The following is a 16081-nucleotide window of genomic DNA, read 5'->3' as shown; positions in this document are numbered from 1 at the left end:
CTCGTCTTACGCTTTTGTTTCGATTTCGACTTCTTCGATGCCGAGTTCTTTTTTAACCCAGTCATAACCTTCTGCTTCTAAACGGTGTGCCAGTTCTTTTCCACCTGACATGACGATTTTTCCGCCCATCATGATGTGGATGAAATCTGGCTCGATATAGTTCAAGAGGCGTTGATAGTGCGTGATGATCAAGCAGCCGAATTCAGGTGAACGCATTTCGTTGACACCTTTTGCGACGACTTTAAGCGCATCGATATCAAGACCTGAATCGATTTCATCAAGGATGGCGATGGCTGGTTTCAACATCGTCATTTGGAGGATTTCATTCCGTTTCTTCTCTCCGCCCGAGAAACCTTCGTTGAGGTAACGGTGTGCCATTTCGCCCGGCATTTCAAGAAGACCCATTTGTGCGTCGAGTTGACGGATGAATTTCATGAGTGAGATTTCATCGCCTTCTTCGCGGCGTGAGTTGATTGCTGAACGCAAGAAGTCTGAGTTCGTGACACCACTGATTTCGCTTGGGTATTGCATCGCGAGGAACATACCTGCTTGTGCGCGTTCGTTCACTTCCATCTCGAGGACGTCTTCGCCGTCGAGTGTGACTGAACCAGATGTTACTTCGTAAGTCGGGTGACCCATCAATGCTGATGCGAGTGTTGATTTACCAGTCCCGTTTGGTCCCATGACCGCGTGGATTTCGCCGCCTTTGATTTCTAAGTTGACGCCTTTCAAGATTTCTTTGCCGTCGATTGCGACGTGTAGATCTTCAATCTTCAAGTGTGAAGCCTTCATGTAGAATCCCTCCATCTATTCATTTCGTGTCTGACGATTCAGTTCACGAGAGTTACTAATTTAGTATCATTCTAATCTTAATGAATCATACCACATTATTCAAGCGTCATCGCTCATGGTTTTTTCTCAAAACAAGCGTCTTTACTGAGAATGACTTTAAAGTGAGACGACTTCCTTCTCTTCTTCCGGTTTCGACTGACGGTGAACCCGCTGTGACAGTAAGAGCAGTGGGATGCCGAGTAAAGTCAAGAGCGCTAAGGCACCAAATATCGGCAGTGGCCGATCTGCGCCAAAATAAAGTAACAATTGACCGCCGACGACCGGTCCGACCGATTGTCCGATCGACGTCAAGCCCATCGCACCGAAATAACTGCCCCGTAATTCCGGTTTCGCAAAACCGTCCGTCAAGATGTCCGTCATCGTGAACATCATCACTTCCCCGCATGTGAAGATGAACATCGCGCCAATCATCAACCAGACGGTTCCAGCATTCGCCATGACGAACAAACCGACAGCGACGGTCGCAATGCCGACCGTGATCGACACGAGCGGTGACGTCTTGACGCCAAACTTCATGATCGGGTACTGGACGACGAGCACCGTGATCGCGTTAATCGTAATCAACAAGGCAAACAAACTCGTCCCGCCCGACAATAACGTCGTCGTCGTCAAAAACTGCGGCAACGTCGAGTTGAACTGACTGTATCCGAAGACGCCGAAGATGATGCCGGCGAGCGCGAACGTAAAAGCGACGTCGGTCTTCAGCAGACGGACCGTTGCCCCGAACGACACCTTTTTCCCGCCGTGACTTTCCGTGATCGGGTGCCGCTTGAACAGGATGAAGATGGCGACGCCGTAGCCGAGATAGACGAACGCTGTAATATAGAAGGTAATCGCCGTATTTCCGGCACTGAGCAACAACGCAATCCCCGGTCCGATCGCGGCTGCGATGTTGATGCACGTATAACGGATGTTAAAGACGAACAATCGGTTTTCTTCCTCCGTCGTATCACTGATCAATGCCCGCGCTGACGGTTCGAAGACGGACCGGAACACGCCGTTCAGGGCACTTAAGACAAAAAACGCCCAAAACGTCTCGACTTGTGCCAGTCCGATGAAGACGAGGACAAATCCAAAGGTTCCGCTCAGCATCATCGTCCGCCGGCCGTACCGGTCGGATAACGTTCCGCCGATGAAGCTCATGACGAGGCTCGCGATGGCCGAGATACTGAGAATCCAGCCGACATCAACCGGGCTGAACTTTAAGACGACGGATAAGTAAATCGCAAAAAACGGCATCGTGATGAATGTCCCGAGACGGGCGAAAAACGTCCCGAGCAAAACCCCGATCGTCAATGGATGAAGCTGTTTCAAACGTTGCATGCAGATCCCCCCTTTAAACAAAAAAATAATGCATCCTTCCATTATATAGGAAGAATGCATTGATCGAGCAGATTATTTGCTGACCGGAACGACAGCACCTTTGTATTCTTTCGTGATCCAATCTTGTGTTTCTTTTTTGTGGAGAATGTCTAAGAGCGTCGTGACGCGTTTGTCTTTCTCGTCGCCTTCACGTGTCACGATGATGTTGACGTATGGTGAAGACTCGTCTTCAAGCGCGATTGAATCTTCGAGCGGGTTCAATCCGTTGTCGATCGCGTAGTTCGTGTTGATCAAGACAGCATCGCCTTCATTGTTTTTGTAGGCTTGCGGTAAGAGTGACGCTTCGATGTTCGTTTTGAACTTGATGTTTTTTGGGTTCTCGGCGATGTCTTCGAGTTGCGCATCCGTTGTTTTACCGTCTTTTAGTTTGATCAGTCCTTCATTTTGAAGGAACGTCAAGACACGTCCACGTTCTGCGACGTTTGAGCTCGTCAAGATTGTTGCGCCTTTTGGCAATTCATCAAGCGATTTGTATTTTTTAGAATAGACACCGAGTGGTTCAACGTGAACGCCGCCGGCACTTTCAAATTTGTAGTCTTTGTTTTCTTTTTCTTGTTGCTCAAGGTACGGCACGTGTTGGAAATAGTTCGCGTCGAGTTCTTCTTCAGCAAGTGCTTTGTTCGGCAGGACGTAATCTTGGAACTTTTTGATTTCGAGTTTGTAGCCTTTTTCTTCATATTCTTTTTGAACGTGCTCGAGGATTTCAGCATGGGGAACGTTTGATGCTCCGACCACCAATGTTTTTGAATCATCGCTGCCTGATGAAGACTCTTCTCCACATGCTGCAAGGCTGACTGCTAAGACCGATACTGCTGTTGTGCCGACAAATTTTTTCCAAAGTTTCATGAATGATTCCTCCAATGAATTAAAGTTAGTATTATCGTTTATCGATTGCCTTGACGAGCAAATCACCAATAATCTGAATAATAAAGACGATGACAAGAATCAACAGTGTCGCAATGACGATGACGTCATTTTGGGAACGTTGGAATCCTTCGATGAAGGCCATGTCTCCCAGCCCACCACCACCGACTACTCCGGCCATTGCCGTGTAACCGACGAGTGCGACGAGTGTTACGGTAATACCTGAAACGATTGCCGGAAGAGCTTCCGGAATCAAGACTTTATAAATGATTTGGAATTTCGTTGCGCCCATCGATTCGGCTGCCTCGATGACCCCTTTATCGACTTCACGAAGAGCCAGTTCGACCATCCGGCCGTAAAACGGTGCCGCACCCAGAATTAACGCTGGTAACGCAGCGGTCGGTCCTAAAAATGATCCGACGATGATTAACGTGACTGGAATCAATAAAATCAACAGGATAATGAACGGAATCGAGCGGAAGACGTTGACTAAAAAGCTGAGCACGGAATACAGCGCTCGGTTTTTAAACAATAGTTCTTCGTTTGTCGCGTATAACAAGAGACCGATGACCAGTCCGAGGATAAACGTCGCAAGCCCTGAAACAGCCGTCATATAAACCGTACTGCCGGTCGCTTCCCAGACCATTTCCCAATCCAATTCACTGAAAAAAGTACTCATCGGTGATCCACCTCCACTTCAACGTCACTCGCTTGAAGTTTGGCGATGACCGCTTGTGTTTCATGTTCGGCACCGATCAACTGAATGAACAGCGTCCCTAGGGCGCCGTCTTGCGTTTGTCCGACGTTCCCGCCAATGATATTAAATAATAAGGTCGAATCTTTCATGACTTCGGCAAGAATCGGGCTTTCGGCCGTTGAACCGACAAACGTCAACTGAACGATTTTCCCGGTCGGATAGCGTTCGCGTAATTTTGCAAACGTCAATTCGTTTTCTGACGAAGACGTCAGCTGTTTCACGAACTCTTTTGTCATCGCTTGTTTTGGATGACGGAAGACTTCGGCGACCGGTCCTTGTTCGACGATTTTCCCGGCTTCCATGACGGCAACCCGGTTACAGATTTTTTGAATGACGTGCATCTCATGCGTGATCAAGACGATGGTCAGTTTCAGTTTTTTGTTGATGTCGACGAGCAACTCTAAAATCGAGTCCGTCGTTTTCGGATCAAGCGCACTTGTCGCTTCGTCACATAATAAGACATCCGGATTAGACGCCAGTGCCCGGGCAATCCCGACCCGTTGTTTTTGTCCACCCGACAATTGGGACGGATAAGCCCCTTCACGTCCGTCGAGTCCAACGAGTTGAATCAGTTCGGCGACCCGTTCTTTACGGCGTGCTTTCGGATAACCGCCGAGTTCGAGCGGGAACATGATGTTTTCTTCAACTGTCCGCGACCACAGAAGGTTAAAGTGCTGGAAGACCATCGAGACGTTTTTACGAACGCCGCGTAATTCTTTTGGACGTAACGTCGTCATTTCGACTCCGTCGATTTGAATCGAACCACTCGTCGGAGCTTCTAACATGTTCAGCAATCGGATCAAGGTGGACTTCCCTGCTCCCGAATAACCGATTATTCCAAAAATTTCACCGCGCTCGATTGTTAAGTCGACATTGACGACGGCTTCAACCGATCCGCGCTTCGAGCGATAAATCTTTCCTACATCCTGTAAGCGAATCAATACTGTCCCTCCTAAACATAAAAAAAGTGCGCACGTTTTAGAGCAAACGCGCGCACTTTCAGTACACAAAACCATTTGCTCTCATCTTGCAGACGTTCGTCTGCTGGAATTAGCACCACTTCGGAATAAATTCCGCGGTTGCCGGGTTTCATCGGGCCAGTCCCTCCACCACTCTCGATAAGAGTATTCGGTATTTAGTTATTTTTAATATAATCTGAATATTAGCAGGGGTTATTTTGCTTGTCAAACAGTTTTTTCTGAAACCGGTTGAAGCAGGCTGAAAGCACGTGCTAAATCTTCTTTCAAGTCTTCTGCATCCTCAAGTCCAACCGAAATCCGGACAAGACCATCCGTGATGCCGAGCTCAGCGCGACGTTCTGCCGGAATCGAGGCATGTGTCATGCGTGCCGGAACAGAAATCAAGCTTTCAACAGCTCCAAGACTCTCAGCCAGCGTGAAGAAGTGTGTCGCTTCGACGAGTTTCTCCGCGTTTTCCGCTGATCCGACATCAAAGCTGATCATGCCGCCAAATCCAGTCGCCTGTTTTTGTTGTGTCGCGTGACCCGGGTGTGTTGGAAGTCCCGGATAGAAGATGTTCGAGACGACATCTTGTTCCTGTAAGAACTGAACGAGATCGTGTGACGTTTCTTCGATTGCATCCATCCGGATACCAAGTGTCCGTAAACCACGGACGAGCAAGAAGCTGTCCTGCGGTCCAAGAATACCGCCTGTCGAGTTTTGAATGAAGTGAAGATCTTCACCGAGTGCATCGCTGTTGACGACGACGAGTCCGGCGACGACGTCTGAATGTCCGCCGATGTATTTTGTGGCACTGTGCAAGACGATGTCTGCGCCGAGTGCAAGTGGTTGTTGCAAGTACGGTGTCGCAAACGTGTTGTCGACGACGAGTTTCAGGTTGTTGCGTTTCGCGATGTCAGCGACAGCAGCGATATCCGTGACTTTCAATAATGGGTTTGTCGGTGTTTCGACGTACAGCATCTTCGTATTGTCTTGAACCGCAGCTTCCGTCGCGGCAAGATCCGTCGTGTCGACGAACGTCACTTGGATGTTGAACTTCGGCAAGACACGTTGCATCAAACGGAACGTTCCGCCGTAGACATCATCGGTCATGACGATATGGTCACCTGACTCAAGCAGGTTAAAGACAGCATGAATCGCAGCCATTCCAGATCCGAAGGCAAAGCCACGTGCGCCGCCTTCGAGGTCCGCGATCAATCGTTCGATGCTTGTCCGTGTCGGGTTGGCTGTCCGAGAGTATTCGTAGCCTTCTTTTAATTGACCGATTTTCTCTTGTTTGTACGTACTCGTTTGATAAATCGGAGGTGTAACGGCACCAGTTGCTCGATCGACGCCTGTTCCTCCATGAATCAATGCTGTCTTTTTACGCATGTGTCTCGTCCACCTTTTCAAAGATTTGTTGGCTCAAATACCGTTCGGCACTGTCGGCGAAGACAGTGACGATGGTACTGCCGGGAAAACGTTCTGCAATATCAAGTGCTGCCGCGAGTGCCGCGCCGGCTGAACTGCCGACGAGCAAACCTTCACGGGCTGCTAATTCATGAACTTTCGTGAACGCGTCGTGGTCCGAAATCGTATGAATTTCATCGACCAGATCGCGGGAAACAAGGCTCGGCCATTTAGCCGTCCCGATGCCTTCCGTCTTATGCGGTCCGGCTGGTCCTCCGTTGAGGACGGATCCTTCCGGTTCGACGATCGCGCCTTTTGTTCCAACCCGTTCTTTCAAGTAAGCAGCGGTTCCTGCAAACGTTCCGCCTGACCCGCATCCGGCGACGAACCAATCGATGTGATCGAGTTCCGCCATCAGCTCAGGACCAAGTGTCCGCTGATATGTGACCGGATTTTCTTCGTTTTCGAATTGAAGCGGGACATAACTGTTCGGAATCGTTTGTCCCAGTTCTTTTGCTTTATCAATTGCGCCTTGCATATCGAGTTCAGTTGGTGTGTTGACGACAGTCGCGCCGAGTGCCCGCATCAACGTCTGTTTCTCCTGACTGAATTTTTCAGGAACGACACAGATGACTTGTAAGTCATATTTTTTAGCGGCGAGCGCCAAACCGATGCCGGTGTTGCCGGCAGTCGGTTCGATGATCGTTCCGCCTCGTGTCACATATCCTTGTTCGATGGCTGCATCAACGAGTTGAATGCCCAGGCGGTCTTTGACGCTGCCCCCAGGGTTCATCCATTCGAGCTTCGCCAAAATCCGCGTACCAGCAGGCAAATCGAATGAAGTAATCTCGTAAAGCGGCGTATTTCCGACGAGGTCCCGGACTGACTTCGCGATCATCCGAAGACGATGTCCCATTCATCACGACCGGCAAGCATTTTCTCGGCATAGTGCTTCGCTCCTTTAAGGTCGTGTGCGCTCGCAAATCCACATTGGACTTCGTTTTGCGCTGGAATTTCTTCTGCTGCTAAGACGTCTTTTAACGTCTTCTCAACGAGTTCGCTCATTTTTTCGACGGAATCGAAGTTCATCATCGCCATGTAGAAACCTGTTTGGCAACCCATTGGCGAGACATCGATGACATCATCCGAATAGTTGCGGATGTTTTCTGCCAGTAAATGTTCCAGTGTGTGCATCGCACGCATCGGCATTTGCTCGACGTTTGGTTGTGTGAAACGAATGTCGTATTTGACGACTTGGTCGACTTTTCCATCTTTGTAACCGGCAACGCGAATATATGGTGCTTTGACTTTCGTATGGTCCAAGTTAAAGCTTTCTACGTTCATTTTTTTGATTGTCATGATTTATTCCCCCATTTTCTCGGCTTCTACGAGCCAGACGAAGTGATTGTATTGTGTGAATGTCACGTCAAATCCACGTGACGCAAAAATTTGTTCCATGACCGGAATCAGTGGATAAAACTCACGTTCCAAGTCTTCTGCTAAACTGTCGAATCCTTGTGCTTTCGCTTCAGCGATCGTCTGTAGACGCGCTTCTTCCGATACGAACATCGTGTCGGCGTAGACGATTTTTCCGTCTTGCGGCAAAATCTGCGCCATCAGATCAACTGCTTCTCCCTTTTCCTCATCCGTCAGATGATGAAACGCATAGGTCGAAACAAAACTTTTCGCATGGTCTGCCGTAAAGGACAGGAAGTGTCCGTCTTGTACAGGTAACGTTGGAATCTTATCGATGAGAATTTCCCGCATCTCCGGGCTCGGTTCCACCGCCAAAACGTCTTGATGCCGATCGAGTAACCGTTGGGTCAGGTTCCCTGTTCCAGCCCCGAACTCGACGACCGGTGAGATCGCTTTTGTTGCCACCGTATCTAATATTTCTTCATAACGACGAAAGACTTCTTTGTACTCCGGATCGTGCCCCGTAACCGTGTCGTCGTATGTTGACGCCCACTCTGTAAATACATCCATAAAACGTACTGTCATGCCTGTTCGTCCTCCGTATCTCTTTTTTAATTCCGACTAATCGGATATGAATTAAAGTAATTTACCTTAATCGCATTGTAGCAGGGAGAATTCGGCTTGGCAAGGTGACTGCTCGAAAATCTTTCGAAAACAAAAAAAGGCGCTGCCGGTGAACCGGCAACACGAATAATGTGGTTAGAAACACTACGAAGGAAAACCCAGCTCTGACACGAACTTCTTCGTTCGTCGTACCAGAGGACGGCGCCCTTTCGACATATAAACCAAACTGTCCTCGCATTCAGATTACCTGCTCCAATCCAGGATTGTCTTTTTGGGCCGCTTCGTCTTTGGGGGACGACTTAAGGGGAGACAAACAAACAACCTAGGATTTTGTTGAACGGTTCTGTCATGAAAAGAAACAGCCGATTTACATCTCTGCCAGACTTCCTATAAAGTATTTCTAGAAGTTGATATGAATATACCATTCATAAATTGTCATTGTCAACGGATTATTGTAAATATTCCGACAATTTAGCGTAAAGAGAAATCTTTTTTTGATTCCTCTCCTTATTCCGTACAAAATGCAAAGACGTTCTGAACCGACTGAAACGCATAAAGCCTTGATACGACCTGGTTATCCTCGATTTTTAACAAGGCGGGAACACTCATGACTTGGGCGTGTTCCAAAAACTCCGGAATGAAGTTTCCGTTTGCTTGTTGAATCCATTCCCCGTCTTTTGTCGCTTCGACGATCTCAAGCATCCGGCTTGCGATGGCACACGTCCCACACATCGGTGCATAGACATACAAAAAACCGTTTTCTGGTGCTGCTGTGACTTCCTTCATTGATCCCGTTCTCCCTTCCTCTTTCTTATCTTGTGCCAGTATACAGAAAAAAAGACGACGAGGAAACGAAATCGTTTCCTTGTCATCTTTTCGTTAAGTATTACTCGTTGATCATCGATTTGTAAGCAGCAGCGTCCATCAATGCTTCGACTTGTGCTTCGTCTGCGATTTCGATATCAACCATCCAAGCACCCTCGAATGGTGATTCGTTGACGAGTTCTGGGGAATCTGAAAGTGATTCATTGATGGCAACGACTTTCCCTGAAATCGGTGCGTACAATTCGGATACCGTTTTAACGGATTCGACTGAACCAAACGGCTCGTTTGCCGAAATCGTATCTCCGACTTCTGGCAGTTCGACGAAGACGATATCGCCAAGTTCATGTTGCGCGAAATCCGTGATTCCGATTCGTGCCTTGTTTCCTGTTACTTCGACCCATTCATGCTCTTCCGAATAACGTAGATTGTCTTTGACTTGACTCATTTGCGATTCCCCCTGTGTTCGATAGTGGACTAACGCATTCAGTATACCAAATGAACTAGCCTTCTTAATACCATTTTCCTTGATAGAGTTCTTCTTTGAATCCGATTGTCACGTCTTGCCCGTCTGTGACGATCGGTCGTTTGAGCAACATGCCGTCACTTGCGAGCAGTTCATATTGCTCCTGTTCCGACAGATTCGGCAGGCGGTCCTTGATGCCTTGCGAACGGTACGATTGACCACTCGTGTTAAAAAACTTCTTCAACGGCTCGCCGCTCTTTTGATGAAGTGCCTGAATCGTCTCGGCACCTGGTGTCTCCTCGACGATGTGTTTGTAATCGACCTCGACACCATTTGCCTCAAGTGCCTTTTTTGCTTTGACACACGTACTGCATTTCGGATAGCCATACATAGTTACCATCTTTTCCTCACCTCTGTCTTCAGACTAGCAGATTGGTCAGCCCCGTTTCAAGCGGGCAAGCGCGGCATCGATTTGATCTTGATGATGGTGATCGTGTGCAATGAAGGAGGCAACAAACGATTTCGGCTGGAATGTGCCTTCATACGTCCGCTCATATTGCTCGTCCGTCAACCGATCGAGCTGCGCGATCAATTCCTGCCGCACGGCAATCGCTTTTCTCAACAAGGCGAGTGCATCGATGTGATGGGCATATTCGACCGCCAGACGATTGAACTCATCGTAGTCGGTTTCAACCAGCGTCAACGGTTCATCCGGTAATTTCGACACCGCATGATCGAGGTAATACCGATCCCATAAAAACAGATGACTGACACATTCTTGGACCGTCCATTTATCGATTGCGAGCGGCAACCGCCATTCTTCATCCGAAAGCCGCTCCAACGATTTATAGTAATCGACGGCAAATTGAAGTTCTGTTACGTCTTGTCGCATGCCTGCTCCCTCCTTCAATGTCAAAAAATTCGCCCTTACAGAGATTTTCCCTGCAAAGGCGAATCGGTAAACCTGACTTAGACAGTATATTTATTCGCTTCAATCAAACGTTTCGCAATCTGACGTTTTGTGCCGATCGAGTTGATTGGCTGATACCGGCTGAACTTCTTCAGCGCCGACAGCAGCATCCGTAACTCATCGCCGCTCGCTGCCGCGTACAACGTTTCCTTCGCGTCCCGCTCCACGCCTTCAAAAGCTTGTTGTGCAAAGACTTCCGTATAACGGATTTTCAGTTCATTCTTCTCGACGCCTTTGGCAGCAATCGCTTTTTCCGTCCGGACGATCGCCGACTCCAGCGCATAGATTGCACTCATGATGTCCGCCGTGTTCGCGAGGATTTCCTGCTCGCCTTGGAGCTTGTCCTGATACTTCTGAACGGCCGTCCCGGCAGTCAGCAGGAAGATCTTTTTCATCATCGCGAGCAGATGACGTTCACGGTCAAGCGGTTCCGATCCGACTTCCGTCGGCATGAAGCTCATGACTTCCTGTTGCAGACGTTGCGCTTCTGCGAGAAGCGGTAGGTCGCCTTTCATTGCTTTTTTCAGCAACGTGCCCGGTACGAGCAGACGGTTGATTTCGTTTGTTCCTTCGAAGATCCGGTTGATCCGTGAATCACGGTACATGTTCTCGACTTCGTATTCGGCCATGAAGCCGTAACCGCCGTGAATCTGGACCGCTTCATCGATGACATAATCAAACGTTTCCGAAGCAAAGACTTTGTTCATTGAGCATTCAATCGCGTATTCGGCAATCGCATCGGCGATTTTCTTGCCGTCTTTGCTTTCTTCTTCCGACAACTGATCGAGACTGTCCTGGAACAATCCGCCTGTCCGGTAGACTGAACTTTCCATCGCATAAGTCTGCGCCGACATCGTCGCCAGCTTTTCCTGAATCAACGGGAATGAGCTGATTGGTGTTTTGAATTGTTTGCGTTCGTTCGCATACTGGACTGCAAGATCGATGGCACGTTTTGACGAACCGACCGCACCGACCGCTAATTTATAACGACCGACGTTCAAGATGTTGAAGGCGATGACGTGTCCGCGCCCGATTTCACCAAGAACGTTATCGACCGGTACTTCCGCATCTTGTAAAATCAGCGTCCGTGTTGACGATCCTTTGATCCCCATCTTTTGTTCTTCGAGTCCGGTCGAGACACCCGGGTACTCGCCTTCGACGAGGAACGCCGTGAATTTATCACCGTCGATTTTTGCATAGACGACGAACAGACTGGCGAAGCCGGCGTTCGTGATCCATTGTTTTTCCCCGTTCAAGATATAGTGCGTTCCGGCTTCATTCAGGACTGCCGTTGTCTTCGCACCGAGGGCATCCGAGCCTGAGCCCGGTTCTGTCAACGCGTAAGACGCAATCCATTCACCAGATGACAGTTTCGGGAGATACTTTTGTTTTTGCTCTTCGTTCCCGAAGAAGACGATTGGCAACGAACCGATCCCGACGTGAGCACCATAACTGAGGGCAAACGAGCGACCGCGGGCAAACTTCTCCGTGATGATCGAAGACGAAATTTTATCCATCTGATAGCCGCCGTATGCTTCCGGAACATCAGCACCGAGCAAACCGAGCTCGCCTGCTTCGCGCAGGAGACCGACCGACAATTCGAACTCATGTTTTTCGATCCGGTCGAGGACTGGAACGACACGGTCTTCGACGAACTTCGCCGTCATGTCACCAACCATTTTGTGTTCTTCCGAAAAATCTTCCGGTGTAAAGAGACGATCCGCTTGTAACTCATCCAGTACAAAACTTCCACCTTTAATCAATTCGTTTGTCGTTTGGCTCATTGTCCTGTTCCTCCTTCAACTAGTTCGAATACACCGGCAGCACCCATGCCGCCGCCAATACACATCGAGACGACGCCGTATTGGACGTTCCGTCGTTTCATTTCATGCAACAGTGTTAACGTCAGTTTCGTTCCCGTACAACCGAGCGGATGACCAAGCGCAATCGCGCCGCCGTTGACGTTGACGATGTCTTCGTTCAGACCGAGTTCCCGGATGACCCCGAGCGATTGGGATGCGAAGGCTTCGTTCAATTCGATTAATCCGACGTCTTCGAGCGTGATGCCGGCGAGTTCAAGTGCCTTTGGAATCGCGACGACCGGTCCAATCCCCATGACTTCCGGACGGACACCGCCGACGGCAAACGATTTGAACTTCCCGAGAATCGGCAGTCCTTGGCGTTCCGCTTCTTCCCGTTCCATGATCAAGACGGCAGCTGCACCGTCTGATGTCTGAGACGAGTTCCCCGCTGTGACACTGCCGCCGAGGCGGAATGCCGGACGAAGCTTAGCGAGACCTTCCGGTGATGAATCAGCGCGGACACCTTCGTCGTGTTCGACGACCCACGTCTTTTCTTCAATCTTCAACTCATCGTTGACGTACTGTTCCGTGACCGTCACCGGGACGATTTCGTCAACGAATTTGCCGGACGCAATCGCAGCGGCTGCTTTTTGATGGCTTTTCAGGGCAAAGGCATCCTGATCTTCGCGTGAGACCTGATAGGTCGCAGCGACTTGTTCTGCCGTATGTCCCATGCTCATATAATATTCCGGTGCCGTTTCGACGATCGATGGATTCGGGCGGACGACATGTCCCGGCATCGGGATCTGGCTCATCGATTCGAGTCCGCCGGCAATGACAGCTGTTGCTTGGCCGGTCATGATCTTCATCGAGGCATCGGCAATTGATTGAAGACCGGACGAGCAATACCGGTTGATCGTGATGGCCGGCACTTCATGCGACAGTCCTCCGAGGACCGATGCATACCGGGCGATATTCATCCCTTGTTCGGCTTCCGGTAAGGCACAACCGAGAATGACGTCATCGATTGCTCCAGTGTAGTTCGCGCGTTTCAATGTTTCCTTGATGGCGATTCCTGCGAGTTCATCAGAACGCATCGACTTAAACGATCCTTTTTTGGCTTTGCCGACTGGTGTCCGTGCACCAGCGACGATTACTGCTTCCTTCATTCGAATCCCCCCAGTCATCAGTTACGGAGCGGCTTGCCTTTGACAAGCATATGCTGCATCCGTTGTTGTGTTTTCATCTCACCAATCAAGCTCAGGAAGGCTTCCCGTTCGATATCGAGCATGTACTGCTCATCGACCTGTGTGCCGAACGAGACATTCCCACCGGCAATGACATGTGCGAGTTTACTTGCGATTTTTAAATCATGTTCCGAGATATAGCCGCCGTAGAACATCTCGCGGGTTGCGAGTTCAAGCGTCGCTTTCCCGGCACGACCGACGACTGGAATCCGGGAACGGGCTGGAGCCGTGTAACCGGTCCGGTCGAGCTCAAGCACCAGTTGTTTCGCATCATGCGTCAGGTGATCCCGGTTCATTGAAATGTGATCGACGGTCCGGACATAGCCGAGTTCCCGTGCTTCAAAGGCTGATTTCGAGACTTTCGCCATCGCGACGTTCTCAAACGTCTTCTGCGCGGCTTTTTCGATGTTGACGAGTCCGTCCGGTGTATTCTCAAGCAGACGACGATACGTGTTGACGTTCCCGCCGCCTCCCGGAATCAGACCAACACCGACTTCGACGAGTCCCATATACGTTTCAAGACCGGCCTGCAAACGGGCTGCCGGAAGTGAAATTTCCGTTCCGCCGCCGAGTGTCATCCCTTGCGGTGCAACGACGATCGGACGCGACGCATAACGGATTTTTTGAATCGACTGCTGGAACTTGTTGATGATCCAGTCGAGTTCGAACCAGTTTTCATCCTCTGCTTCCATCAACATCATCGCCAGGTTCGCCCCGACACAGAAGTTTTTGCCGTCATTTGCGATGACAAGACCCCGGTGATTTTTTTCAACGAGATCAATCGACTGTTCGATCATCTGCATGATGTCGACGCCGATTGCGTTACTCTTCGACGTGAATTCAAGGACTGCCACGTCGTCTCCGAGATCAAGCAGACGGGCACCGTTGTTTTCAAGCAGGACGCCGTTTGATTTGCGGACGTCGCGTAAGCGGATTTCTTTCGGATTGACAGTACTGCCGACATACGTTTGTGTCTGCGCATCATAGAACTGACCGTCTTCGTTGTAGAAGCTGGTGACGCCTGACGCAAGCATCTCGTCGACCCAAGCCGGTACGTCGTAGCCGTCCTGTTTCATCTTCGCGACCGTCTTCTCGACGCCGAGCGCATCCCATGTCTCGAACGGTCCCATTTTCCACCCGAAGCCCCATTTCATCGCTTCGTCAATCGCTTTGATGTCATCCGCGATTTCGTGTGTCAGTTGAGCCGAGTACAGTAACGTCTTCGCATGGATCGGCCACAGCAGGGCACCGACACGGTCCTTCGCAAAGACAACGGCTTTCAGTTTATTTTTGGCGCCCGGAAGAGCTTTTGCTTGACCAATCGACGGTTCAGTAAGCGCTTTCTTTTCGACGTATTCAAAAGTGGCAAGATCGAGTTCTAGGATTTGTTTGCCGACTTTTTTATAGAAGCCTTGTCCCGACTTTGCTCCGAGTGACCCTTCGTCGACCAACCGTTTCATTTCTGCCGGCACGGCGAACGTGTCTTTTTCCGCTCCATCCGGTAACAAGTCGTAGACGTTGTTCGCAACGTGAACGAATGTGTCGATCCCCACGACATCAAGCGTCCGGAACGTCGCTGAGCTTGGACGACCGAGTACTGGTCCGGTGACGGAATCGACCTCCCCGATCGAATAGCCGCCCTTCTTCATCTCATCCAGTGTGACGAGCAGACCGTATGTGCCGATCCGGTTGCCGATGAAGTTTGGTGTATCTTTTGCGATGACGACCCCTTTACCGAGACGTTCTTCTGCAAACTGTTTCATGAACCGGACGACTTCCGGATCCGTGTCACTTGTCGGAATCAGTTCAAGTAACTTCAAGTAACGTGGCGGATTAAAGAAGTGGGTCCCGAGGAACCGGGCGTTAAAGGAATCCGAACGTCCTTGACGCATCGCTTCGATGGAAATCCCTGACGTGTTGGAACTGACGATCGCATCTTCGCGCAAGAACGGTTCGATTGTCGCAAACAACTGTTGTTTGACGTCAAGCCGTTCAACGATGACTTCAATCACCCAGTCCGCTTCTTTGAGGCGTTCCAAGTCGTCTTCAAGGTTTCCGACTTCAATTAAATCGAGTAATTGCTTCGAAGCCAGTGGTGCCGGATTTTGTTTGAGTAACTTCTGCCGGTTGTCACGGGCAATCCGTGAACGAACTGCTGCATCATCCAGCGTCAATCCTTGTTTCGTCTCCTGCGCGGTTAATTCTTTTGGTACGATATCAAGCATCAATGTCCGGATTCCCGCGTTCGCGAGGTGTGCGGCAATCCCTGCACCCATGACCCCTGAACCGATAATGACGGCGAATTGAATATGTTTCGTCGTGTGTACTGTGGTCGGCTGACCGATTTGACTCGCCATGATAGACCCCCTGATTCGTAATTGAATGAACAACCATTCATTATTCTGACAAAAAAAGAAGCCGTCCGTTTTTCCACTGCTTCCTTCTACCTCTCCATCATAAATGAATTATCATTCAGTAGCAATAAAAAATCAGCTATTGGTCAAATTTT

16 protein-coding genes and 1 riboswitch are annotated in these 16081 nt (G+C 49.7%); all 16 genes read right to left on the bottom strand.

From position 1 onward, the window contains the following. Positions 1-6: 6 nt before the first annotated feature. On the bottom strand, positions 7-792 hold the full coding sequence (gene sufC / locus P397_RS0104830; RefSeq protein ID WP_012371204.1) for a Fe-S cluster assembly ATPase SufC: 786 nt from the start codon (positions 790-792) through the stop codon (positions 7-9). A 156-nt stretch (positions 793-948) separates the two neighbouring features. Beyond that, positions 949-2175: an MDR family MFS transporter gene (locus tag P397_RS0104825; RefSeq protein ID WP_026832223.1), complete on the bottom strand. Its 1227-nt coding sequence runs from the start codon at positions 2173-2175 to the stop codon at positions 949-951. A 72-nt stretch (positions 2176-2247) separates the two neighbouring features. Next, positions 2248-3081 carry a MetQ/NlpA family ABC transporter substrate-binding protein gene (locus tag P397_RS0104820; protein ID WP_028105807.1) on the bottom strand — a complete coding sequence of 278 codons (834 nt, stop codon included), beginning with the start codon at positions 3079-3081 and terminating at the stop codon, positions 2248-2250. A gap of 31 nt (positions 3082-3112) precedes the next feature. Beyond that, positions 3113-3778, bottom strand: coding sequence for a methionine ABC transporter permease (locus tag P397_RS0104815; RefSeq protein ID WP_028105806.1), 666 nt, complete (start codon positions 3776-3778; stop codon positions 3113-3115). Then, complete coding sequence (locus tag P397_RS0104810) at positions 3775-4797, bottom strand: methionine ABC transporter ATP-binding protein (protein ID WP_026832220.1); 1023 nt, start codon at positions 4795-4797, stop codon at positions 3775-3777. Before P397_RS0104810 ends, P397_RS0104815 begins: the two co-directional genes overlap by 4 nt. A gap of 78 nt (positions 4798-4875) precedes the next feature. Further along, positions 4876-4981: riboswitch (SAM riboswitch) on the bottom strand. Positions 4982-5040: 59 nt separating this feature from the next. Continuing rightward, positions 5041-6207, bottom strand: coding sequence for a bifunctional cystathionine gamma-lyase/homocysteine desulfhydrase (locus P397_RS0104800; protein WP_028105805.1), 1167 nt, complete (start codon positions 6205-6207; stop codon positions 5041-5043). Beyond that, positions 6200-7123 (bottom strand): PLP-dependent cysteine synthase family protein, encoded by a 924-nt coding sequence (locus P397_RS0104795; RefSeq protein WP_028105804.1) that lies wholly within the window; start codon positions 7121-7123, stop codon positions 6200-6202. The genes P397_RS0104800 and P397_RS0104795 overlap by 8 nt, the downstream gene beginning before the upstream one ends. Next, complete coding sequence (locus P397_RS0104790) at positions 7120-7584, bottom strand: S-ribosylhomocysteine lyase (RefSeq protein ID WP_012371211.1); 465 nt, start codon at positions 7582-7584, stop codon at positions 7120-7122. Before P397_RS0104790 ends, P397_RS0104795 begins: the two co-directional genes overlap by 4 nt. A 3-nt stretch (positions 7585-7587) precedes the next feature. Then, on the bottom strand, positions 7588-8226 hold the full coding sequence (locus P397_RS0104785) for a class I SAM-dependent methyltransferase (RefSeq protein ID WP_028105803.1): 639 nt from the start codon (positions 8224-8226) through the stop codon (positions 7588-7590). Between the two features lie 546 nt (positions 8227-8772). Beyond that, positions 8773-9051 carry a thioredoxin family protein gene (locus P397_RS0104780; RefSeq protein ID WP_028105802.1) on the bottom strand — a complete coding sequence of 93 codons (279 nt, stop codon included), beginning with the start codon at positions 9049-9051 and terminating at the stop codon, positions 8773-8775. A gap of 100 nt (positions 9052-9151) precedes the next feature. Continuing rightward, complete coding sequence (gene gcvH, locus P397_RS0104775; RefSeq protein ID WP_012371215.1) at positions 9152-9535, bottom strand: glycine cleavage system protein GcvH; 384 nt, start codon at positions 9533-9535, stop codon at positions 9152-9154. 64 nt (positions 9536-9599) lie between these two features. After that, on the bottom strand, positions 9600-9953 hold the full coding sequence (locus P397_RS0104770) for an arsenate reductase family protein (protein ID WP_028105801.1): 354 nt from the start codon (positions 9951-9953) through the stop codon (positions 9600-9602). 36 nt (positions 9954-9989) lie between these two features. Next, entirely contained in the window at positions 9990-10445 is a 456-nt protein-coding gene (locus P397_RS0104765) for a DinB family protein (protein WP_028105800.1), read from the bottom strand. Between the two features lie 77 nt (positions 10446-10522). Then, positions 10523-12307: an acyl-CoA dehydrogenase family protein gene (locus tag P397_RS0104760; protein WP_028105799.1), complete on the bottom strand. Its 1785-nt coding sequence runs from the start codon at positions 12305-12307 to the stop codon at positions 10523-10525. Beyond that, positions 12304-13494, bottom strand: a complete 1191-nt coding sequence (locus P397_RS0104755; RefSeq protein ID WP_026832213.1) for an acetyl-CoA C-acetyltransferase — start codon at positions 13492-13494, stop codon at positions 12304-12306. The genes P397_RS0104760 and P397_RS0104755 overlap by 4 nt, the downstream gene beginning before the upstream one ends. Positions 13495-13511: 17 nt before the next feature. Then, the gene (locus P397_RS0104750; protein ID WP_035414063.1) at positions 13512-15929 is read right to left on the bottom strand and encodes a 3-hydroxyacyl-CoA dehydrogenase/enoyl-CoA hydratase family protein; all 2418 of its coding nucleotides are present in this window, start codon (positions 15927-15929) and stop codon (positions 13512-13514) included. Between the last annotated feature and the right edge of the window lie 152 nt (positions 15930-16081).

Origin of the sequence: Exiguobacterium undae DSM 14481 (assembly GCF_000620805.1) — a bacterium.
Taxonomy (GTDB): domain Bacteria; phylum Bacillota; class Bacilli; order Exiguobacteriales; family Exiguobacteriaceae; genus Exiguobacterium_A; species Exiguobacterium_A undae.
Note: the sequence above shows the minus strand (reverse complement) of the source record. Positions and strands in the feature narration are given on the sequence as shown.